This window comes from Pseudomonas sp. MPB26 (assembly GCF_046605355.1).
GTDB classification, from domain to species: domain Bacteria; phylum Pseudomonadota; class Gammaproteobacteria; order Pseudomonadales; family Pseudomonadaceae; genus Aquipseudomonas; species Aquipseudomonas cedrina.
In genome coordinates this window covers 5,222,003-5,243,680 of record NZ_CP176793.1, presented here as the reverse complement: position 1 = coordinate 5,243,680, position 21,678 = coordinate 5,222,003, and the positions used below count along the sequence as shown (strand labels likewise).

18 protein-coding genes are annotated in these 21,678 nt (G+C 63.3%); 6 read left to right on the top strand and 12 right to left on the bottom strand.

Annotated features, from left to right (window positions below):
• Window positions 1–48: 48 nt before the first annotated feature.
• Window positions 49–957 carry a LysR family transcriptional regulator gene (locus tag ACLH0H_RS23970; RefSeq protein ID WP_307400905.1) on the bottom strand — a complete coding sequence of 303 codons (909 nt, stop codon included), beginning with the start codon at window positions 955–957 and terminating at the stop codon, window positions 49–51.
• Between the two features lie 205 nt (window positions 958–1,162).
• On the opposite strand from ACLH0H_RS23970, the gene ACLH0H_RS23965 reads away from it, so the two are divergent.
• Together ACLH0H_RS23965 and ACLH0H_RS23960 are read left to right on the top strand one after the other, a co-directional pair.
• Window positions 1,163–1,564: a helix-turn-helix domain-containing protein gene (locus ACLH0H_RS23965; protein ID WP_411379917.1), complete on the top strand. Its 402-nt coding sequence runs from the start codon at window positions 1,163–1,165 to the stop codon at window positions 1,562–1,564.
• Window positions 1,565–1,623: 59 nt separating this feature from the next.
• Window positions 1,624–4,386: an ATP-binding protein gene (locus tag ACLH0H_RS23960; RefSeq protein ID WP_411379916.1), complete on the top strand. Its 2,763-nt coding sequence runs from the start codon at window positions 1,624–1,626 to the stop codon at window positions 4,384–4,386.
• On the opposite strand, the gene ACLH0H_RS23955 is transcribed toward ACLH0H_RS23960, so the two are convergent.
• Window positions 4,333–5,856: a winged helix-turn-helix domain-containing protein gene (locus ACLH0H_RS23955; RefSeq protein WP_411379915.1), complete on the bottom strand. Its 1,524-nt coding sequence runs from the start codon at window positions 5,854–5,856 to the stop codon at window positions 4,333–4,335. The two genes, ACLH0H_RS23960 and ACLH0H_RS23955, sit on opposite strands and share 54 nt — an antisense overlap.
• 95 nt (window positions 5,857–5,951) lie before the next feature.
• Window positions 5,952–6,902, bottom strand: a complete 951-nt coding sequence (locus tag ACLH0H_RS23950; RefSeq protein WP_411379914.1) for a GlxA family transcriptional regulator — start codon at window positions 6,900–6,902, stop codon at window positions 5,952–5,954.
• A 177-nt stretch (window positions 6,903–7,079) separates the two neighbouring features.
• Between ACLH0H_RS23950 and ACLH0H_RS23945 the strand changes: the two genes are divergently transcribed.
• Window positions 7,080–7,802, top strand: a complete 723-nt coding sequence (locus tag ACLH0H_RS23945; RefSeq protein ID WP_411382456.1) for a pirin family protein — start codon at window positions 7,080–7,082, stop codon at window positions 7,800–7,802.
• Window positions 7,803–7,947: 145 nt separating this feature from the next.
• Entirely contained in the window at window positions 7,948–8,217 is a 270-nt protein-coding gene (locus ACLH0H_RS23940) for a hypothetical protein (RefSeq protein ID WP_411379913.1), read from the top strand.
• A 284-nt stretch (window positions 8,218–8,501) separates the two neighbouring features.
• Here ACLH0H_RS23940 and ACLH0H_RS23935 read toward each other — a convergent pair whose 3' ends face one another.
• The 5 genes from ACLH0H_RS23935 to ACLH0H_RS23915 all read right to left on the bottom strand — a co-directional run bounded on the left by ACLH0H_RS23935 (window position 8,502) and on the right by ACLH0H_RS23915 (window position 14,994).
• Window positions 8,502–9,257, bottom strand: a complete 756-nt coding sequence (locus ACLH0H_RS23935; protein WP_411379912.1) for a TonB family protein — start codon at window positions 9,255–9,257, stop codon at window positions 8,502–8,504.
• Entirely contained in the window at window positions 9,254–9,700 is a 447-nt protein-coding gene (tolR, locus tag ACLH0H_RS23930; RefSeq protein ID WP_411379911.1) for a protein TolR, read from the bottom strand. Before tolR ends, ACLH0H_RS23935 begins: the two co-directional genes overlap by 4 nt.
• Before the next feature lie 14 nt (window positions 9,701–9,714).
• Entirely contained in the window at window positions 9,715–10,407 is a 693-nt protein-coding gene (gene tolQ, locus ACLH0H_RS23925; protein WP_076952551.1) for a protein TolQ, read from the bottom strand.
• A gap of 64 nt (window positions 10,408–10,471) precedes the next feature.
• Window positions 10,472–12,337, bottom strand: coding sequence for a phytase (locus ACLH0H_RS23920; protein WP_411379910.1), 1,866 nt, complete (start codon window positions 12,335–12,337; stop codon window positions 10,472–10,474).
• A 143-nt stretch (window positions 12,338–12,480) separates the two neighbouring features.
• Window positions 12,481–14,994 carry a TonB-dependent receptor gene (locus ACLH0H_RS23915; protein ID WP_411379909.1) on the bottom strand — a complete coding sequence of 838 codons (2,514 nt, stop codon included), beginning with the start codon at window positions 14,992–14,994 and terminating at the stop codon, window positions 12,481–12,483.
• Window positions 14,995–15,537: 543 nt separating this feature from the next.
• On the opposite strand from ACLH0H_RS23915, the gene ACLH0H_RS23910 reads away from it, so the two are divergent.
• Complete coding sequence (locus ACLH0H_RS23910) at window positions 15,538–16,452, top strand: GGDEF domain-containing protein (RefSeq protein ID WP_411379908.1); 915 nt, start codon at window positions 15,538–15,540, stop codon at window positions 16,450–16,452.
• Between the two features lies 1 nt (window position 16,453).
• Complete coding sequence (locus tag ACLH0H_RS23905; protein ID WP_411379907.1) at window positions 16,454–17,491, top strand: AraC family transcriptional regulator ligand-binding domain-containing protein; 1,038 nt, start codon at window positions 16,454–16,456, stop codon at window positions 17,489–17,491.
• Here ACLH0H_RS23905 and ACLH0H_RS23900 read toward each other — a convergent pair.
• The 4 genes from ACLH0H_RS23900 to ACLH0H_RS23885 form a co-directional block, all read right to left on the bottom strand.
• The gene (locus ACLH0H_RS23900) at window positions 17,478–18,359 is read right to left on the bottom strand and encodes a LysR family transcriptional regulator (protein ID WP_076952556.1); all 882 of its coding nucleotides are present in this window, start codon (window positions 18,357–18,359) and stop codon (window positions 17,478–17,480) included. The genes ACLH0H_RS23905 and ACLH0H_RS23900 overlap by 14 nt on opposite strands.
• Window positions 18,360–18,540: 181 nt before the next feature.
• The gene (ycaC, locus tag ACLH0H_RS23895; RefSeq protein ID WP_076952557.1) at window positions 18,541–19,158 is read right to left on the bottom strand and encodes an isochorismate family cysteine hydrolase YcaC; all 618 of its coding nucleotides are present in this window, start codon (window positions 19,156–19,158) and stop codon (window positions 18,541–18,543) included.
• A gap of 23 nt (window positions 19,159–19,181) precedes the next feature.
• Complete coding sequence (locus ACLH0H_RS23890) at window positions 19,182–21,020, bottom strand: amidohydrolase (protein ID WP_411379906.1); 1,839 nt, start codon at window positions 21,018–21,020, stop codon at window positions 19,182–19,184.
• The gene (locus tag ACLH0H_RS23885) at window positions 21,017–21,607 is read right to left on the bottom strand and encodes an antibiotic biosynthesis monooxygenase (protein WP_411379905.1); all 591 of its coding nucleotides are present in this window, start codon (window positions 21,605–21,607) and stop codon (window positions 21,017–21,019) included. Before ACLH0H_RS23885 ends, ACLH0H_RS23890 begins: the two co-directional genes overlap by 4 nt.
• Window positions 21,608–21,678: the final 71 nt, after the last annotated feature.

The following is a 21,678-nucleotide window of genomic DNA, read 5'->3' as shown; positions in this document are numbered from 1 at the left end:
TTGTGTAGATACCTATGGCCATCGCAGGCAAGCCAGCTCCCACTTCGGCTAGACCACCCGCGCCATATGCTCCCCGATCCGCGCCCTCAACCACCGCTCCGCCGGGTCATTGTCATGCACCCCGCTCCACACCATCGATAACTCCGCGGCATCGATCGCAAACGGTGGGTCTTCTGCGCGCAAGGACGTGCCCTCGGTCAACGCGCAGGCCGCATAGTCCGGTACCGTCGCGATAATCTGTGTACCCGCCAGCAACGCCCGCAACCCGCTGAACTGAGGCACCGCCAGTACCACCCGGCGCGCACGGCCGATCCGCGCCAGGTCCAGATCAATGTTGCCGCTCAAATCCCCCGAGAACGACACCATCGCATGGGGCCGCTCGCAGTAATCATCCAGGGTCAGCGGCTCGACCCCGTCATCGCCACGCAGGACCTTGCACGGAATGTCCCGCAGCTTCTTGCGCTTGGCATTGGCCGGCAGTTCAGTGGTGTAGCTCACGCCCACGGTAATTTCGCCGCTGGCCAACAGCGATGACATCAGCAGGTAGTTCGCCCGGCGCACCACCACGATGATGCCTGGCGCCTCTTCGCGCAGTCGGCTGAGCAACGGCGGGAACAGCCCGAATTCGGCGTCGTCGGAAAGGCCGATGCGGAACACCGCACAGCTGGTGGACGGGTCGAAATCCTTGGCGCGGCTGACCGCCCCGGAAATAGTGTCCATGGCCGGTTGCAACTCCTTGAGTATCGCCACCGCGCGTGGCGTGGGCTCCATGCCCCGCCCGTTGCGCAGCAGCAACGGGTCGTCGAACAGATCGCGCAAACGCCCCAGTGCCGCGCTCACGGCGGGCTGGCCCATGAAGAGTTTTTCGGCGACCCGGGTCAGGTTCTTCTCGAACATCAGGGCTTCGAAAATCACCAGCAGGTTCATGTCGACGCGGCGCAGGTCGTTGCGGTTCATGGCGATATCCAAAACGGTTGGCAAGCCCACAGGTAAGCATGCAGGCCGCTATCGGGATTGCATGCCTGTGCTGTCTTTTCCACGTCGGGACCTGGCGAAATTAACAACGATTAACTCGCCAGCCAGACGGCCCGGCAACAAGATTGGCCACGTCTACACTGCATCCATCCACCGGGAACGCTCCCATCGACTGCGGATAATTGTCATGGCCCGACTCGCGCAATATGCCCCTCCTCGTTTATCCGCCACCGGCGGCCTCTGCCCCCGGCGCGAGCGCATCGCCAAGCAATTGATACTCGCCAACCTCGGCGAAAGCCTGGCCATTGCCGACCTGGCCCAGGCCTGCGCGTTGTCGCGCAGCCATTTTTCACGTGCCTTCAAGTGCACCACCGGGCTGTCGCCGCAGGAGTGGATTCGCCAACAGCGTATCCAGCGGGCCAAGGAACTGATCACCAGTTCCTCCATGAGCCTGACGCAGATCAGCCTGGAGTGCGGGTTTTGCGACCAGGCGCATTTTTGCCATATGTTCACCCGCAGCGAAGGCGTCAACCCGATGACCTGGCGAAATCACCACTCACGTCCCAAGTCGCATGTGATCGCAGCCTAGTGGTCTGCGCGCAGCTGGAATATGCTGGCGGCTCCCGACTTTCCGAGCATGGCCCGCCCATGAGTGACCTCAGCGACCAGGCCGTGCATTTCGGCCCCTATCGCGTCCACCCGCGCCAACGCCTGGTGCTTGAGGCGGGTCGCCCGTTGCGTTTGGGGCGGCGGGCGGTGGATATCCTGCTGATCCTGCTGGAGCAGGCCGGCAACGTGGTGAGCAAGCAGGAATTGATCGCCCGCGTCTGGCCCAGGAGCGTGGTGGAAGACGGCAACCTGCGCGTGCATATGGCGGCGCTGCGCAAGGCCCTGGGCGATGGCCAGGCCGGGCAGCGCTATATCGTGACCGTGGCCCAGCGTGGCTACAGTTTTGTTGCGCCACTGAGCATCGAGCCGATGACACTACCCACCGAGGGGGCAGCCCACTTCCAAGGCCACAACCTTCCGTTGCGCCGCACCCGCATGATCGGTCGCCAAGCCCTGATCGACAGCCTGGTTCAGCAACTGCCCGCCCAACGCTTTATCACCCTGACCGGCGCCGGCGGCATCGGCAAGACCACCGTCGCTTTGCGCGTGGCTGAGCTGCTGATCGGGCACTACCGCGACGGCATCCGCCTGCTGGACCTGGCGCCGCTCAGCGCGCCGTCGATGATCCTGCCCAATCTTGCCGCCCTGCTCGACCTGACCCACGCCGAACACGAACCCTTGGCCACCTTTGCGCGCAGCGTGCAGGAGCGCCAGATGCTGCTGGTGATCGACAACTGCGAGCACCTGCTGGACGACATTGCCATGATCTGCGAAACCCTGCTGCGTCACGCGCCCAGGCTGCACATCCTGGCCACCAGCCGCGAGGCGTTGCGTGCCGAGGGCGAGTACGTGCAGCGCCTGGAACCCCTGGCCTGCCCGCCGGCCACCGGTAACCGCGCCCAGGCGCTAGGCTATCCGGCCTTGCAATTGCTGATTGAACGGGCCATGTCCCATCAGGACAGCTTTGAACTGAGCGAAGCCGAACTGCCCCTGGCGATTGATATCTGCCAGCGCCTGGACGGCATTCCGCTGGCAATCGAACTGGTGGCGGCGCAGATCGAGCGCTTCGGCCTGCCCGGGCTGCTGGTGCAGATGGAGGACAACTTCCGCCTGCTCACCCGGGGCCGCCGCAGCGCCCTGCCACGTCATCAAACCTTGCGGGCCACGCTGGACTGGAGCTTTGAGCTGCTCACCGCCTGCGAGCAGATCTGCCTGCGGCGCCTGGCGGTGTTCCGTGGCGGGTTCAGCCTGGCCAGCGCGGCGGCGGTGATTGCCGGGGAACAGGTCGCGCCGGCGCAGGTGCTGGGTTCGATCACGCAGTTGGTGGCCAAATCCTTGCTGAATGTGGAAGCCGGCGATGACGAGATGGTCTATCGCCTGCTGGACATCACACGCACCTATGCGCTGGAAAAACTCAGCACGGCCGATGAGCTGCAGGCTACCCGCGAGCGCCATGCCGAGCGCTGCCTGACGCTGATGAACCAGGCCCAGGACGATTGGGAACTGATCGCGACCCAGCCCTGGATCGACCGCTATGCGCCGCTGCGCGAAGACATCCGCGCCGCCCTCGATTGGAGCTTGAGCGACCAGGGCGTGCCGTTGCTCGGCATTCGCCTGACCGTCAGCGCGATGCCGTTATGGCAAGAGCTTTCACTGCTGCGCGAGCACGGTTTGTACGTGGGCAAGGCCCTGGCGCGGCTCGAACAATCGAGTGCGCCGAGCCAGCGCTTGCACATGGCGTTGCAACTGGCACTGGGCAGTTTTTGCTATCACACCCAGGGCGGTACACCACAGACGATCGAGGCGTTCAGTCGCGCACGGCGCCTGGCGGAAGCCGACAAGGACCTGGCCGGCCAGCTGCGCGCCGTGTCAGGGCAGATGGCGGTGAACCTGTGCTGTGGCAATTATCACGACGCCTTGGCGCAAAGCCTGCACTTCGACCAGCTAGGCCCCCAGGCCGACCCTTTGCTGGCCCTCAGCGCCCAGCGTCTGCGGATGCTGGCACAGCACTTCGCCGGTGCGCAGGCACTGGCGCAGCACACGGCCGAGCAGGTGATCCAGCGCATGGCCCAGAGCGGCCATCTCAATCGTTTTACCCATGGTTTTGGCGTGCAGTACGACCAAAGCGTTGCCTCGCTGACCCTGCTTGCGCGCATCCTGTGGCTACGCGGTTATCCGGAACGTGCATCGCGCACGGCGAGCCAGGCGTTGGCGCTGGCCCTGCAGATCAACCACGGCACGTCGATCTGCTACACCCTGGCCCTGGCCGGAGTGGTCATCGCCCGCTACAACGGCGACCGAGAGGCGGCACGCGGGCATCTGGATCAGTTGTTGCAGCAGGCGCAGAAACACTCGGTGCCGCTGTTCCACACCTGGGCACGCTGCTACGACGGCACGCTGTCGATCGCCGATGTGCAGGGGCTGGGCCTGGTCGAAGATATTCTGCTGACGTTCAATGCCATCGAGGTCAGTGACGCGGTGTTCGAACGCGCCACACAGGGCGCGGCCGGCTGGTGCACGCCGGAAATCCTGCGCCTGCGCGCGCAAACCCTGGCCGACACCGACGCGCGCGAAGCGCTCCTGCTGCAAGCGTTGGCCTTGGCGCGCCAGCAAGGCGCACTTGCCTGGGAGCTACGGTGTGCGACCTCGTTGGCACGCTCGTGGCAGACCCAAGGCCGCATCGAGGCTGCGCACGACCTGCTCAGCTCAATCTACGCGCAATTCACCGAAGGCTTCGCCACCCAGGACCTAGTCGGCGTGCGCAGCTTGCTCGACGAGCTGCAAGACAAACGGCCGGCCTGAAAACGGCCCCAGGTAATGCCCATACCCCTGCTGCAAACGCGCCACCTGCACCGGGTCGCGCAGTTGCTCCAAGGCATAGCTGCGCAGGCAATTGAGCAGGCGGTAACGCGGTTTGCCGGGGCCGGGCTCGAGGGTCAGCAGCGACATCCCGACCAGACGGCCCAGCAGGTAGGACAGGTCGGCGTGTTCCAGCTCGGTGCCGGCGATCAGTTCGCTCAGGGTAGGCAAGGTCACCGCCATCTTGAACAAGCCCAATTGCAGGAACAGCCAGCGTTCGGGCAGGCTCAGGCGCTCGTAGGTCCAGTCCAGGGCGGCGCTGAGGGACCGATGCCGTTCGACCGCCGTGCGACGGCCGCGGGTCAGCACCTGCAAGCCGTTGCATAATTGTTGCTGCAAACCGCGCACGCCCAAGGCATCGACCTGGGCGGCGGCGAGTTCCAGGGCCAGGGGAATGCCATCGAGGCGCCGGCAAATTTCACGTAGCGGCGCCAGGTCCTGGGGCCGGAAGACAAAATCCTGTTGGCCCGCACGCACCCGCGCGATGAAAAGTTGCACCGCCGGGTAAACCATCGCCTGCTCGACACTGCCCAGCGCCGACGGTGCAGGCACCGCCAGCCGGGGCACGCGTTGCACCCATTCGCCGGGCGCTTGCAGGGCCTCACGGCTGCTGACCAGTACACTGACCTGCGGCGCCGTTTCACCCAGCACGCGCACCAGATGGCGACAGGCGCCGAGTAACTGATCGGCGCCGTCGAGTACCAATAGCAGTTGGCGGGTGGCCAGTTGGCGGCTCAGCTCGGTGGCGTTCGCGCAGGGCGCCAGGTGCAGCGCCGCGGCCACGTGGCGCAGCAGACCCACCGGAGCCTCGATCGTGGCCAGGTCAACCCACCACACGCCGTCGCGATAGCGCGGCAACACACGCTCGGCCAATGCCTGGGCCAAGGTGCTCTTGCCGACGCCGGCGCAACCGGTGAGCGTCATCAGGCGTAGGCCGAACAAGCGCCGCTGCAGCACGCCCAGCAATTCATCATGGCCTATGACCGGGCTGAGCCGCGCGGCCAGGTTATGCCTGGGCAGTACGCCTTGCACCGCGCCTTGCGCAGGGGCGGCGAAACAGTAGCCGCGTTGCGGGTCGTTGAGAATGAAACGTTGCCCGTCCAGGGCACGGCGCAATGCAGCGATATGCACACGCAGGTTGTTTTCTTCCACCACGCTGTCGGGCCAGACGCGCTCGATCAAGGTAGCCTTGCTGATGTACTGCCCAGGCGCCTGGAGCAGCACCGAGAGGATATCCAGCGCGCGGCCGCCCAAAGGCACCGGCAAGCCAGACTTGCTGACCAACCGCTGTTGCCGGTGAAACACATAGGCGCCAAAGCGCACCGTGCCATCAGCGTCAATCGCCTGAGGGTTGTTCATAGCTGTCATCGCGCTGAAACACCCGGCCTTGGGCGTCTGCGCATCCTTTTCCATGGGCTTGACGCTATCTTGCCAGTTGGCAATGGCAGGACAATGCTGGCACGGGGAGCGATACGGACAATCGGGTGTACGTGACGGACATTCTGTCGTTAACTGAACTGCTGTCGGTATTGGGTCGGGTTCAGCCCCAGTTTTTCGCTGAATAAAAAGCGCATATGCCGCACGCTGCCGAAGCCTGCGTGGAAAGCCACGGTCTTAAGCGGCAGGTCGGTGGTTTCCAGCAACTGCCGGGCGCGGTCGATGCGCGCGCCTTGCAGGAAAGCCATCGGCGTCATCTGCACATCCTTGGCGAACAGCCGCGCAAAATGGCGCGCGCTCATGCCGGCCAGCGCCGCCATGGATTCGATGGTAAAGGGTTGGTCCAGGTGCTCCAGCACATGGTTCTGCACCCGGGTGATCGCGGTTTCCTGGGGAGCGACCGCCGCCGTCAGCGGGCTGAACTGGGCCTGGCCGCCCTGACGTTTCATCACCACCAGCAACACTTTGGCCACTTCGACGGCAACCTGTTTGCCGTGATCCTGGGCAACCACCGACAGCGCCAGGTCGATGCCGGCGGTTACACCGCCCGAGGTGATCAATCGCCCGTCCTGCAAGTAGATGCGGTCGGTTTCAACGATCGCCTTGGGAAAGGCCTTGATCAGCCGATCAGTGTAGTGCCAGTGCGTGGTCACCCGATGATTGTCCAGCAGGCCGGCATGCCCCAGCACAAAGGCCCCGGTGCAGATCGAACCGAAGCGCCGGGACCGTGGAGCCGCCGCGTTGAGCCAGGGCAACAAGGCGGGGTGGCATTCGTTATAGGCGCCGGGACCGCCGGGGACCAGCAGCAGGTCATAGGGGTCCTGGGCCTGGTCGAGCAGCACGTCAGTGTGGACCAGCACGCCATTGGACGCGCGCAAGGGTCCAGCCTCTGTGCCGATGGTGAGGATCTGATAATGCGCCGCCGCCGGCAGATAGCGATTGGCGATCGAAAAGACTTCGAGCGGCCCGGCCATGTCGAGCAGGAGGAAGTCCGGAAACAGCGCCATGGCCACGGTTTTCATATCGGGTATATCCATCAGAGGGAGTGCGGCGGCCATTATGCCACGCTGCTTACTGTCAACTGCAATGAGACAGTTATTCAGATTCCATCTTCTTAATGAATTAGCCAGCAACCATTAATCTTCTTCTCAACGCCGGAGCCCTGCATGTCGCAGCCGCTCCCCTTTGAGGACAAGACCATGCTGACCCTTCGCAGAGCTTCCGAACGCGGCGCCGCCAATCACGGCTGGTTGAAGTCGTTCCACACCTTCTCGTTCGCCAACTACTGGAACCCGGATGAACAGGGTTTCTCCGACCTGCTGGTGATCAACGATGACCGCGTCGCGGCGGGCAAAGGCTTTGGCCAGCACCCTCACCGCGACATGGAGATTTTCTCCTATGTGCTCGAAGGCGCACTGGAGCACAAGGACACCCTGGGCACCGGCTCGGTGATCCGCCCCGGCGATGTGCAACTGATGAGCGCCGGCAGTGGCGTGGCCCACAGCGAATTCAACCACAGCCAGACCCGTGGCGTGCACTTCCTGCAGATCTGGATCGTGCCCGCCGTGGCCGGCGCCGAGCCGCGCTATCAGCAGGAGCACTTCAGCGAAGCGCAGAAACGTGGGCGCTTGCAACTGATCATCTCGCCGGACGGCCACGACGGTTCCCTCAGCGTGCGCCAGGACGCGCGGGTGTATGCCGGGCTGTTCAATGCCGGCGAAGCCGCGACCCTGGACCTGCCGCCGGATCGCCATGTGTACATCCATGTGGCCCGTGGCAGCGTTGAAGTCAACGGGCAGCGCTTGCAGGAAGGCGACGGCGCCCGCGTGCGCGATGAGCGCCAGATCCGCCTGAGCCAGGGCGAAGACGCCGAGGTGCTGGTATTCGACCTGCGTCCGCATGAACGGCCGCAGATGCCATGACCGGCCTTGCGATAGCCCGCGAAAACGGGCTATCGCTCGCGTCGATAGTCACCATCAGCCCAATGAAGTTCTCTTAAAAACTGCAACGCGTAACATCAAACCCATACCAGAGACACCCCAACTTAAACACTCGGAGCACACCCTCATGAAACGCCAAATCTTGCTTAGCCTTGCTTTCTCGGTACTTGCTGCAAACGCATTCGCTCACCCGGTTGTCGCTGAAGGTGGTTCGGATCGCCTGATTGAAAGTCGTGTGGCAGAGAGTGGTGCCGACCGCCTGCTGGAACGTCGTGTAGCCGAAGGCGGTGCTGACCGTCTGCAGGAGCGGGGTCTGGCCGAAGGTGGTGCTGATCGTTTGCAGGAACGGGGCTTGGCCGAAGGTGGTGCTGATCGTCTGCAAGGTAACAACGCTTAACCCCGCGCAGCTTGCGGGACCCCCAAACCGGCCTGATCAGCCGGTTTTTTTTCGCCTTGATCGTTCCCACGCTCCGCGTGGGAATGCCGCCTGGGATGCTCTGCGTCCCGACGTTGGCGCAGGGTGACGCAGAGCGTCACGGGATGCATTACCACGCGGAGCGTGGGAACGATCAAAACAAAGATGTGTAGATACCTTATGGCTATCGCAGGCAAACCAGCTCCCAGCTTTTGACCGCGGTGAGTAAGGCCTCTCCCACAGGGTTTGGTGCCGGTAAAGGCAGTTCATTTAATGCGGTAGTGGAAAGTATTGCGCACCGCCGGCACCGGAACGGGCTTGCCATCGACCATTCTTGGCTGGTAGCGAAAGGTGTTTGCCGCCGCCAGTGAAGGTCTCATGAACAGGGGGTGACAGCCCTCCAGCACCTTGGGGTTTTCCACGCGGCCCTGGGTGTTGACGGTGTACTCCACCGAACAGTCGCCTTCAATGTTCTTGTCCAGCGCACGCTCGGGGTAGTCCGGCGCTTGTTTGCTCAAGGGCTGGTATTGGCGGCTGTCGAATGCAGGGGCGGCCGCCGCGGGAGCGGGACGTGCGCGCTCGGCGGCGAGGCGTTCCCGGGCCTGGCGTTGTTGCTCCAGCTCGCGATTTTGCTGTTCGCTGGCTAACCTTTCCTGCTGTTCGACCTTCTTCTGCTCGACCCGCTTGCGCGCCAACGCGGCTTTCTGGAGTTTTTGCGCCTGGATCTGCGGGTCGACAGTGGGCTTCACGGGGGCAGGAACGGCGACGGGCTCCGGGGTTGGCCCGACCGCCACCGGTTCAGGCGCTGGAGCTGGAGCCGGCGGCAGCATCACCAATTGGGTATGCATCACCTTTGGCACTTGCACCTGCGGTTTTTCCGTCGACCACTCCACCATCAGGGCCGCCAGCACGCCCACATGCAGCATCACCGCCAGGCCCGCCGCCACGCTGTTCCTGCACAACCCGGACGTCGCCCGGGGCGCCATCGCCAGTGCCGGGCCGTGCATGATCATCGCCGTCATTGCACTGCCTCGGTCACCAGCCCCAGGTTGCTCACACCGCCCTTCTGCAACACCGCCATGGCCGCGACCACGCGACCGTAGCCGGCGTTTTCGTCGGCGCGGATATACACCTGGGTGTCACTGCGCGCCGCCACCACCTGCATGACCTTGGCGCCCATTTCGTCGAGGGTCACGGCGCTGTCGGTCTGGTGCCGGGTATCGAGTTCACCGCCGAGGTTCCAGTAATACCCCCCGTCGGCCTTCACCGACAACGTAAGGATCTGCTGGCGAGTGTCGGTGGCCAGCGCCTCGGCGGCCACTTTAGGCAGTTCGATCTTTACGCCCTGGGTGAGCATCGGCGCGGTGACCATAAAGATCACCAGCAGCACCAGCATCACGTCGATGTACGGCACCACGTTCATTTCGGCCTTGGGCCCGTGCTTGCGTTGCGGCCTTACTAACATGGGTTCGCTCCAGTTCAGGCGGCCGCGGCCAGGTTGATCGGCGTGCCGCTCAGGGCGCGATGCAGGCGCACCTGCAGTTCGTTGCCGAAGGCGTAGTAACGGGTGAGCAAAGTCTGGCTGCGCGCCGCAAAGCGGTTATAGGCGATCACCGCTGGAATGGCTGCAAACAAGCCGATCGCCGTGGCGATCAGGGCTTCGGCGATGCCTGGCGCGACCGTCGACAGCGTGGCCTGTTGCACCTGGGACAAGCCAATAAAGGAATTCATGATCCCCCATACCGTGCCGAACAAACCGATATAGGGGCTGACCGAGCCCACCGTGGCGAGAAATTGCAGGCCCTTTTCCAGCTCGATTTCCTGTTCGGTGATCGCGACCTGCAAGGCCCGCTCCACACCTTCCAGCACCGCCGGATCGTGGCTGTGCAGGTGTTGATATTCCTGCACCCCCGCGATGAAAATCGGCGCAATGCCACCCTCGCCCGCCTGCACGGTTTCGCGGTACAGCGCCTGCAAGTCGGGGGCGGCGCGAAAGCGCTGCACAAAGCCATTCAACTGGCGCTCCAGACGCCGCAGCACACTGCCGCGCTGGATAATCAGGTACCAACTGAGCAAGGATGCCAACAACAAAGTGACCATCACCGCCTTGACCAACAGGCTGGCGTCACTGATCAGGCCCCAGATCGTCATATGTTCCATTGTCGCGTGCATGGTTGATGCCTCCTCTGCGTTTTAACGTGCAGTGATTAAAAAGTAATGACCGGGTGATGACGGTTCACGGCAACTTCAGCGCGCGGGTCACCTCGGCCCACGGCACGAACTTGAAGTTCTGGGTTTGCTCGGGCATGCGCTTGCGCCCGTCCTGTACCACCAGCAGGCCTTTGCCCCAGGGGCCGCCGAGGTTGAGGGCGGTGACTTCCAGGCCATCGGTTTGCGACGCGCCGTCGATCCCGGCGGCGGCATTCAGGCCGACGCGAAAGGCACCGTGGGAGGCGAACGGTGGTTCGGCATCCAGCACCAGGTAGCTGTCATTGCCTTGGCTGGAGATCACCAGGTAGTCGTGCGCAGTGCTCTGGTACAGCGCCAGACCTTCGACGTCCGCATGCAGTTGCGGGCCGACCTTGATCACGCTGGTAAGCGTGGCCGGCTGGTCGGCGCGCGCATCCACCGCCCAGACGCCGACGTCTTCTTCACCCAGGAACAGGCGCTGGCGCTGGTCGTCGGCGACGCAGCCTTCAGGTTGGCTGTCGACCTTGAACCGGCGCACCAACTCGCCGCGCACACGGCCATCCGGCGCGCTCAAGCGGTATTGCAGGAAGGTGCCATTCTTGCCGTTGGCAATCGCGTAGAGCTCACCGCTGGCGGGCTGGAACAGGCAGATGCCGTAGATTTCCTTGAGCGGCGTTGGCACTTCACCGGCCTCGCGCAACTCGCCGCTTTGCCGGTCGATGCTGAACAGGCTCAGGCTGTTGCGATCGCGGTTGCTCGCCACGGCCAGGTCCACCGTCTGCTGGCCGAGCTTGAAGTTGGGGCGCACGTCGACGTTGTTCAGGCGACCGACCGCCAGTTCCTGCAGCAGCTTGCCGTCCAGGTCGTAAGCCAGCAGGCCCTGCTTCTTGTTGGTACCGAGTACGCGGCTTTTGTTCGGCTGTTCGGGGTGAATCCAGATTGCCGGGTCATCCGCCGCATCGCCCTGGCGGCCAACCGGATCGGTTTGGCGCACAGCGGCGACTTCCGGCAGCAGCGCTTCGGCCGTCACGGGCTTGGCCTGCCAGTTGAGGGTGCCCTGGTAAAGCCTGCCGGTGTCGTCGTCACGCATCAGCAACTGCTGGCCGTTGATAGCCAGTTGCTCGGGCTCCTTGAGGCCCGGCAGCGTCAGGCTGGCGTGTTCGACCCACCGCTCGCCGGTGTGCTGGAACAGGTGCAATCGAGCGGTTTTCGGATCAAGCGCCACCACCCCGCCCGGCACCAGCGCCATGGCGCCGGCTTCGCGCTTGGGGTTGTCGAACAGCGCCACGGGGGTGCGTTTTGCCTCGGCCTCCGGGTGCGCCGGGTAGGCCCACCAGCCGACGTTTTGTTCATTGACCAGCAACTGGTTCGTCGCGTCATCCACCTGGCAGAACTGCGCCGAGGGCGGCAGCGGCACACCACGTACCCGTTGCGGCTCGCTCAACAGGGTCGCGGCGTTGCCGACCAGCCATTGTTCGCCCTTGCCCTCCTCGCCTACCAGAAACACAAACAGGTTGGCCGCGCCGTCACGGTACAGGCACAGGCCGTTGACCGGGTAATCGCGGACGGGCAGGTACAGCGGTGTGCCAAAGGTGTTGGTCGATGGATCGAGGCTGACCAGCAGCGCTTGCTGGCGATTGTTGTCGAGGCTGGCGACCAGCACCTGGGAGCCTGCGGCGCGGCTGTCGAGGCTGCTGAAGCTGCCCGGCAGTCGCGCCCGTTCGGCGCCTGTGCTGTCCAGCCATTGCAGGCCATCGCGGATGCCGGCGGCGAGGCGATCAGTGCTGCCCGGCAGGAAAGCCACCGCCCCGGCGTTCAGGTTGGGGGCCCAAGGGGTCAGCGGCAGATCGGCGGCGAACACGTGGCTGCAGAAAGCCAGGGCCATCAGCCAATACAGCTTGGAAATTTTCATTGGCGTACAAATCCTTCGGAAACTATGAATATCTACTGTGGGAGCGGGCTTGCTCGCGAATGCGGTGTGTCAGGCAGCAGATTTGATAGCTGAACCTCCGCATTCGCCAGCAAGCCCGCTCCCACAGTTGGAATGTGTTGAGTTCAAAAATGGGTGAAGGTCAGGCCTACCTTGTAGGTGGGGCCGTACTCTTCGTACTGGCCGTTGTAGCTACGATGGCCGGTGTAGACGAAGTACGACTCATCGGTGAGGTTCTGCGCCTCGAAGCTCACTTGCAGGTTTTTGCTCAGCGAGTAGCGCGCGCTGAAATCGACGAACGTCTGCGCATCCACATGCAGGTCGTGGGCCTTGTCGTTGATCGAGGCCAATTCGTAGAGATAGGCCGACTTGTAGTTAGCAGAGAGCCTCAGGCTGAGCTTGTCGTCTTCCCAGCCGAGCATCAGGTTGCCGACGGTGTCGGACTGGTTGGGCAGGCTGATGGTGCGTTTGCGATTCGCGCCGCTGGCCGCATCGAAGCCTTCTATATCCGCACTGGAGCGGCTGAACGTGCTGTTGGCACCGACCAGCAAGCCATTCCAGGGCGCGGGCAACCAATCGAACTTCTGCGAGTAGGCCAGTTCCAGGCCGTAGAGCTTGGCGCTGTCGCCGTTGGCGTAGGTGTGGGCTTCGGAAAAGTTGGTCCAGGCCCCGGTGCCGGCCACGTCGGTGTTATAGACGAAGTTCTGGATGTCCTTGTAGAACACGAAGGCCGACACGGTACCGGCGCGGCCCATGAAGTGTTCGATGCCCAGGTCCAGGTTGCTCGACTCCAGGGGCTTGAGGTCCGGGTTGCCGAAGGTGGCTTCGTCATCGTCGATCACAAACCCCGGCGCCAACTGGCCGAAGGTCGGGCGTACCACGGATTTGGTCCAGGCCGCACGCACCTGGGTGTTCTTGTCGATCTGGTAGCGTGCGTGCAGCCCGGGCAGCCAGTGGTGATAGCGGCGCTTGGTTTCGGTGGCGGTGAACACGCCGTCCGTGGCGCCGGTGCCTTTGGCTTCGAACTCGGTGCCCTCGTAGCGCAGGCCGGCGATAAAGCGCCAATCGTCGATATCGAGGGTGTTCATCAGGTAGCCGGCGTTGATATCTTCGCGGATGGTGAAGTCATTGACCCGGGATTCGGTCTGGTCATAGAAGTTTGCGGCGTCGAGGCTGCCGATCAGTTGCTTGATGCCGCTGGGGCTGATGCCTGGGCCGTAGTTGCCCAGGCGGTAGTCGACGCTGCCCTTCTGGAACCGGCCGAGATTGAGTTGATCGGCGCTAAACCCCAGGGTGTCGAAGTCTTCGTAGACCCAGGCTTCCAGGTCATTGTCTTTGTTGCGACGGCTGACCTTGCCGCCGAACTTCACCTGGGAGGCGTAGCCGCTCAGGTCGTAGTCGCGCGCCAGGTCCAGGCGCAGGTTCTTCTCGGTATCCTGGGTGTGCTGTTTTTCCCAGTCGACCTTGTCGAGGCTGAAATTGCGGGGGTCGTAGAAGCCACTGCCAATGATCGGGCGTGGCTTGTCCTTGTCATAGAAGCCACTGCCTGCAAAGTCGCCGCCCTCGAAAGTCGCACCGGCGATGTGCCCCGGGCTGTCTTCGCTGGACTGGCTGTAGCCGGCCTGCCCGCTCAAGGTCCACAGGCCGAGCATGCGTTCGCCGCCAAACACGTAGGATTGGATTTCCTGGGTTTCCTCACGGTTTTTCAGCTTGCGCTTGGCTTCGGCACCGCCCAGTTCACCGGCTGCCAGCGGCTCGGCAAACTCGATGCTGGTGGAGTTGCGGGTCTCGGTGTCGGTGTAGCGGCTGTAAAGGGTGCGCAGGTAATAGCTGCTGAGGTCATCGGGCTTGTAGTCGAAGTTCAGCCCGCCGCCCGCGCGTTCACGGCTGATGTCGTAGTCGCGCTGTTCGAATTCGTTGAGCTTGGCGCCATTGCTGAAGTCCCACGCGCCGCCGGTTTCGACGTTGTCCGAGCCGAAGTCACGCTTTTGCCAGCTCAAGGCTGCGGCCACGCCGAAGTTGTCGATGCCGTCGCCAAGGCTGAAACGGTTGCTCGCGGCGCCGGAAAATTTCGGGCTGGTCTGGCGGCTGTTCTTGTCGTAGCTGGCTTCGGTGCTACCGGTGTAGAACAAGCCCTTGTGGTCGAAGGCCGACAGGCTCTGCACATCGACCGTGCCGCCGAGGGAATTGGCGTCCATGTCCGGGGTGAGGGTCTTGATCACCGACAGCGACTGCACCAGTTCCGAGGGCAGCACGTCGAGGGCCACGGCGCGGCGCGCGCTTTCCGGGGCCGGTACGAGGGTGCCGTTGATGGTCACGCTGTTGAGGTCCGGGCCCAGGCCGCGCACGCTGACGAAGCGCCCTTCGCCCTGGTCGCGCTCCACACTGATGCCGGGCAGGCGCTGCGCCGCTTCGGCGACGTTTTCATCCGGCAACTGGGCCACGCCGTCGGCATGCACCACGCTCTTGATGCTGTCCGCGCTGCGCTGCTCCCTGAGCGCCTGGTCAATGGCAGCCGCCTGGCCGACCACTTCAACGTGCTCGGTATTGGCCACCTCGGCCGCGTTGAGCCGCTCACTGGCAATCGCCAGGGCCAAGGCAGTAAGCGTGAAGCTGACGAGCCCGGTGCGCTTGTACATGCAGTCCTCCCCAAGAATCCATTCGCGCCAGGCAAGAGGCCCGGCAACTGGGAGGGCACGCTAGGGGTGGCGGATGACGGTTCTGTGACAGGGGATGGTGGGAAGGCCCGTAAACCGGGGTTTCGAGGGTCGTATGGCACACAAATGAGCTGAAATGACCCTCGATTAACTGTGGGCTTGCCTGCGATAGCCATAGGTATCTACACATTTTTGTAGTGAGCGGGCTTGTCCCGCGCTGGGTGGCGAAGCCGCCCCAATAAAGACACCGCGCAGTTTCAGACAAACCCAATCCGCCTGGTTTGGGGCCGCTTCGCAGCCCAGCGCGGGACAAGCCCGCTCACTACAAGGAGATTTGTCAGCCTTTGAAAGTTGTGTAGATACCTATGGCTATCGCAGGCAAGCCAGCTCCCACATTGAATCTGTGTTTGGCTGAAAATTGCAGGTATGCCATGAGCTGATTCGACCCCTCGCCAGCGTCATCCAACCGTCACATCCATCTGCTGTGCTGTCGGCCACAACTGGATCATCCAAGGACTCGCGGCCATGTTTTCCGTGCTCAAACCCCACCGCTGGAAACTCTCGCTGCTGCTGATCGCCGCCAACCTCGGGCTGATCCTGCACCTGGCCTGCGGCGAGTTGAAAAGCTTCAGCGAATGGGTGTGGCTGGATATGTTCGGTGAAGGCGGCTCAGCCCTGCTCGCCCTGGTCTGGCTGGGCCTGGTGCTGAAGAGCCGCCCCGCCGGGCGCGTCACCAACTACCTGGCCCTGGGCCTGTCGTGCATCTTTTTCTCCTGGTGGATCGACAGCCTCGACGAATTCATACGCCTGCCCGACAGCATCACCTGGGACCACTGGCTGGAGTCCGGGCCGATGCCGGTGGGCATGGTGCTGCTGACCATCGGCATCTATCACTGGCACCGTGAGCAACTGGCGATCAGTGCGCAGATGGAAAAGCGCGAGCGGCTGTTTCGCGAGCACCGGCTGTTCGACAAACTCACGCCGCTGGCCGGCGCCGATTACCTCAAGCGTCAGTTGGCCGAGAGCCTGCAAGACAGCCAGGACCAGCAGCGGCCGCTGTCGCTGCTGGCGCTGGACTTGGACAACTTCGCCGCCATCAACCAGGCCTACGGGCATGCCGAGGGCGACGCGGTGCTGCAGGCCCTCAGCCATTTGCTATTGCTTAACCTGCGCCGCCATGACCTGCTGTGTCGCCTGGCCGGTGATCGATTTGTGGTGCTGTTGCCCAACACCGGCGAGCGTCACGCCAAGGAGCTCGCGCTGGAGTTGCAGCAAGCGGTCAGCGGCCTGGCCCATAAAACCCGGCAACAGGGTGAACGTCTGCAATTGGCGGCCACCACCGCGGTGGTCATGGCGCTGAACGAGCCGCCCCACGACCTGCTCAAACGCCTCAACCTGGCACTGGCCAGGGCCAAGCAACCGCTGGCGAAAAGCGCCTGAGATGGCCGTCAAAACCAGCTGGTACGAAGCCGACAGCCGCTTCATTCCGGGGCACTATCAACCCGCCACGCTGATCGACCTGGCCTTGTCCCGGGACATCGATAGCCACCGCCTGCTGCGCGGCACCGGGCTGTTCCACGAGGATATCCTGGCCGGCCAGGCACGACTGAGCCCGCAACAGTTCCTCGGCCTGATCGGCAACAGCCGCAAGTTACTAGATGCCGACGACAGCAGCTTTCTGTTCGGCCAACGCTTGCTGCCTGGCTATTACGGCGCCGCCAGCCACGCCCTGGGCCATGCGCAGAACCTGCACCAGGCTCTGGAGATATTGATCCAGCAGCAGGTGCTGCTCAGCCCGTTGGTCACGCTGCAAATGGAATTGGATGAGCACCATGCCTACCTGTATTGGCAGGACAGTTGCGGGGCCGGTGAGCACTGGCGCTTTTTGCTGGAAGCCAGCATGACCTCGCTGGTCGCCATGAGCCAATGGCTGAGCGGCGAGCGCTTGCCGTGGGGGTGCAGCTTCAGCCATGCCGAGCCGCGTTACGTCGAGCAGTATTGGGTGCACTTGGGCGAAGAGACGCGCTTCGAACGGCCGTTGGACATGCTGAGCATCCCGCGCCAATACCTCACCCGCCCCTGGCCAGGCGCTTCGGCCACCGCCGGCCAAGTGGCGCGCCAACACGCCCGCGAGCAGATTGAGTTACTGGGCTTTGCCGCAAGCTTTCTCGACTGCCTCTACGATTACCTGCGCGAACATGTGCGCCAGCCACCCAGCCTGGAACAGGCCGCCAACGCCTTCGCCATGAGCCCGGCCACGCTCAAGCGCAAGCTGCACAAGCATCACACCGGTTTCCAGCAACAAGTGGACCGGGTGCGCAAACAGGTGGCGCTGCACCTGTATCAGGTCAAGGGCTACAGCAATGACGAAGTGGCGGCGTACCTGAACTTCAACGATGCGGCCAACTTTCGACGCTCATTCAAGCGCTGGACCGGCAGTACGCCAAACCTGATCCGCCAGCTCTTCAACAGCCACTAGCCAGGCGCTCGCGCAGGAACTCCACCAGCGCCTGCACCGGCCGCGAGCTTTGCCGGTGCTGCGGATACACCGCCGACAGGGTCAGGGCTTCGGGGGCGAATTCGTCCAGTACGCTGACCAGGCGACCATCCTTCAAGGCGTCGCCGACGATAAAGGTCGGCAGGTACGTCACGCCCAACCCGGCGATGGCGGTATCGCGCAGCAGGTCGCCGTTGTTCACACGCATGCGCCCACTGACATTCAATGCTTGAAGCTTGCCCTTGAAGCGCCATTGCACCTGGCGGCCATGGCCGTAGGGCAGGCAGTCGTGGTCGGCCAGGTCATCGGGCTTATGCGGCGTGCCGCGCAGGGCCAGGTACTCGGGGCTGGCACAGTACACCCGTGGAATGCTGGCGATACGACGGGCGATCAGAGTGGAGTCTTCCAGGGTGCCGATGCGCAATACCAGGTCGTAACCTTCGCCGATCAGGTCCACGGGGCGGTCACTGAGGTCGACCTCCACCGACACCTGGGGATGACGCTGTAAAAACAACGGCAACAGACAGCCCAGATGGGCCATGGCAAACGACAACGGCGCGCTGAGGCGAATGGTGCCGCGGGGCTCGCTGTTCTGGCCGGCGATGCCCTGCTCCACTTGCTCCACCTCACCGAGCAGGCGCAAGGCAGATTCGTAATAACTCTGGCCGAGCGGGGTGACATCCAGGCGCCGCGTGGAGCGGTTGAGCAGGCGCACACCCAGGCGGTCTTCCAGCTGGATCAGGCGGCGGCTGACGAACTGCTTGGACAGGCCCAGTTGCTCGGCGGCGGCGGTGAAACTGCCGGATTCCATGACCTGGCAGAACAGGCGCATGTCTTCGAAGGGGTTCATTGTCGCTTCTCGGTGGACATTTGGCTGTTTTATAACTGGATAGTGTTAGCACCACAAATCAAATGTGGGAGCGGGCTTGCTCGCGAATGCAGTGTGTCAGTCACTGAATATGTTGACTGACCCGCCGCATTCGCGAGCAAGCCCGCTCCCACAGGGGTATTGCAGTGTGCTTGAGAGCAGCTTACTTGGCCGTAAACGCCGAGTAGCTGTTCATCAGGTTGCGATAGTTGGGAATACGCGGCGACAGCAGGTTGGCCAGGCCTTCCATGTCGTTGCGCCAGTCGACTTGCAGCTCGCAGGCCACGGCGAACCAGTTCACCAATTGCGCACCGGCGGCGGTCATACGCGACCAGGCGGCTTGTTGCACGGTTTCATTGAAGGTGCCGGAGGCGTCGGTGACCACGAACACTTCGAAGCCTTCGGCCAGGGCGCACAGGGTCGGGAACGCTACGCATACGTCGGTGACCACACCGGCAATGATGATCTGCTTGCGGCCGGTCGCCTTGACGGCCTTGACGAAATCTTCGTTGTCCCAGGCGTTGATCTGGCCAGGACGGGCGATGTACGGCGCGTCCGGGAACAGTGCCTTGAGTTCCGGAACCAGCGGGCCGTTAGGGCCGCTTTCAAAACTGGTGGTCAGGATGGTCGGCAGGTTGAAGAACTTGGCGACGTCGGCCAGGGCCAACACGTTGTTCTTGAATTCGTTCGGGGAGAAATCCTGTACCAGGGAGATCAGGCCGGTCTGGTGATCGACCAACAGTACGACGGCGTCATCTTTGTTCAAGCGCGAGTAAGTCATGGGTTAACTCCTTTGGTTTTTGATTAAAAGGCAAAGCACGAGCAGCCAAACGCACCCCAGAAGCCCTGGAAGTCGCTGACCGGCACGCTGGAAAGACGGGCTTTTTCATGGCTGTGGGCATGCACGCCGCAGGGGCCGCTGCACTGGTGTACTTGAGCTTGCAACGCTGAAGCCGGACGCCAGTGACCCGGCACCTTGACCACCGGCGACCAGTCCGGCAGCACCGGCACGCGCGGCGGCGCGAAGTCTTCGAAGTCGCCGGCGCCATACACCACGTTGCCGCCGACCACGGTCAGCACCGATTCGATCCACTTGATGGCCTCTTCATCGACGCTGAAGAAGTCCGCCGACAGCGCGGCCACGTCCGCCAACTGCCCGACCTTGATCTGGCCCTTCTTACCCTGCTCGGACGAGAACCAGGCGCTGCCATGGGTGAACAGTTCCAGCGCGGTCAGGCGCGGCAGGCCCTCGGCGTGCAGTTCCAGGCCACCGACGGTGCGCCCGCTGACCATCCAGTACAGCGAAGTCCACGGGTTGTAGCTCGACACCCGCGTGGCGTCGGTGCCCGCCCCGACCGGCACGCCTTCGGCCAGCATGCGCTTGATCGGTGGCGTGGCTTCGGCCGCCTTGGCGCCGTACCGCTCGACAAAATATTCGCCCTGGAACGCCATGCGGTCCTGGATCGCGATACCGCCGCCAAGAGCGCGTACACGCTCGATGTTTTTCGGCGTAATGGTTTCGGCATGGTCGAAGAACCATGGCAGGCCATTGAAAGGAATGTCGCGGTTGACCTTCTCGAACACGTCGAGCATGCGCGAGATGGACTCGTCATACGTGGCGTGCAAACGGAACGGCCAGCGTTGCTCCACCAGGTGACGCACCACCGGCTCCAGCACCTGCTCCATGGTCAACGGCAGGTCGGGGCGCGGCTCGAGGAAGTCTTCGAAGTCGGCGGCGGAAAACACCAGCATCTCGCCGGCGCCGTTGTGACGCAGATAATCATCGCCCTGATGCAGGGTGACGCTGCCGGTCCAATGCTTGAAGTCGCTGAGTTCTTCCTTGGGCTTCTGGGTGAACAGGTTATAGGCGATGCGCACCGTCAACTGCTGGTCCTTGGCCAGTTGTTCGATTACCGCGTAGTCATCGGGGTAATTCTGGAAACCACCGCCGGCGTCGATGGCGCTGGTGAGGCCCAGGCGATTGAGTTCGCGCATGAACTGGCGGGTCGAGTTGACCTGGTATTCCAGCGGCAGTTTCGGGCCCTTGGCCAGGGTCGAATACAGGATCATCGCGTTCGGTCGCGCCACCAGCATGCCGGTGGGGTTGCCGTTGCTGTCACGCACGATCTCGCCGCCCGGCGGGTTTGGCGTGTCCTTGGTATAGCCGGCCACGCGCAGGGCGGCACGGTTGAGCAACGCACGGTCATACAGGTGCAGCACGAACACTGGCGTGTCCGGCGCGGCCTGGTTGAGTTCTTCCAGGGTCGGCATGCGTTTTTCAGCGAACTGGAATTCGTTCCAGCCACCGACCACGCGGACCCATTGCGGCGTGGGGGTGCGATCGGCCTGCTCCTTGAGCATGCGCAAGGCGTCGGCCAGGGACGGCACGCCTTCCCAACGCAGTTCGAGGTTGTAGTTCAAGCCACCGCGAATCAGGTGCAGGTGCGAGTCGTTGAGGCCGGGGATGACCGTGCGGCCCTTGAGGTCGATGACCTGAGTACCGCTGCCCCGCAGGGCCATGGCTTCACCATCGGTGCCCACGGCGACAAAGCGCCCCTGGCTGATGGCGACGGCGGTTGCGCGCGGGTTTTCGCGGTCCACGGTGTGGAACTGGCCATTGAACAGAATCAGATCGGCGTTCATAGGGTTTCCTTTACAGAGGCTTCAAGCCAGGGAGCGAACAGGCGGGTAGCCGCCGGCATCAGCAGGTAAACCACCAGCAGGACGATGGTCAGCGTGACCAGGAAGGTGGAGACCACGTAGTTGGAGAGGAACGGATGGAGCCGCAGGATCGGGCCCCAGATGAAAGGCAGCAGCAAGGTCTGCGGCAAAATCACGAACAGGCTGACCACCGCCTGCTTCCAGCGTGGCGGCTTGGCGGCGCTGTCGGCCAGGGGCGAGAACCAGAACTCGTTGACCGCGCCGATTTCGGTGTTGTCGCCGTCGGCCAGCATGGGGGCGGCTTCGGCGATCAGGGTCTTGCGGTCGGGGGAGTCGAGCCAGGTTTCCAGGTCGGTGGTCGAACGGTAGCGCAGCACACAGGTGAACAGCGCCAGCTTGCCTTGCTTGCCGCGTACCACATCGACACCGAGGTGGCCGGGACGCTGGCCGGCGATGCGCACGATGCGGCGTAGCCAGGCTTCATAATTGGCTTCCTGGCCTTGCTTGATCAGGTGCTTGACCACCAGGGTGACGACTTCGTCGGGGCCGGGTTTTGCTGCTGGGTCCATGGGGTGTCCCTCTGCCTTTGATATTTCAGCGATGAGGGAGTGTGCCGGGGACGGGGGTGGGGAAAATTGGA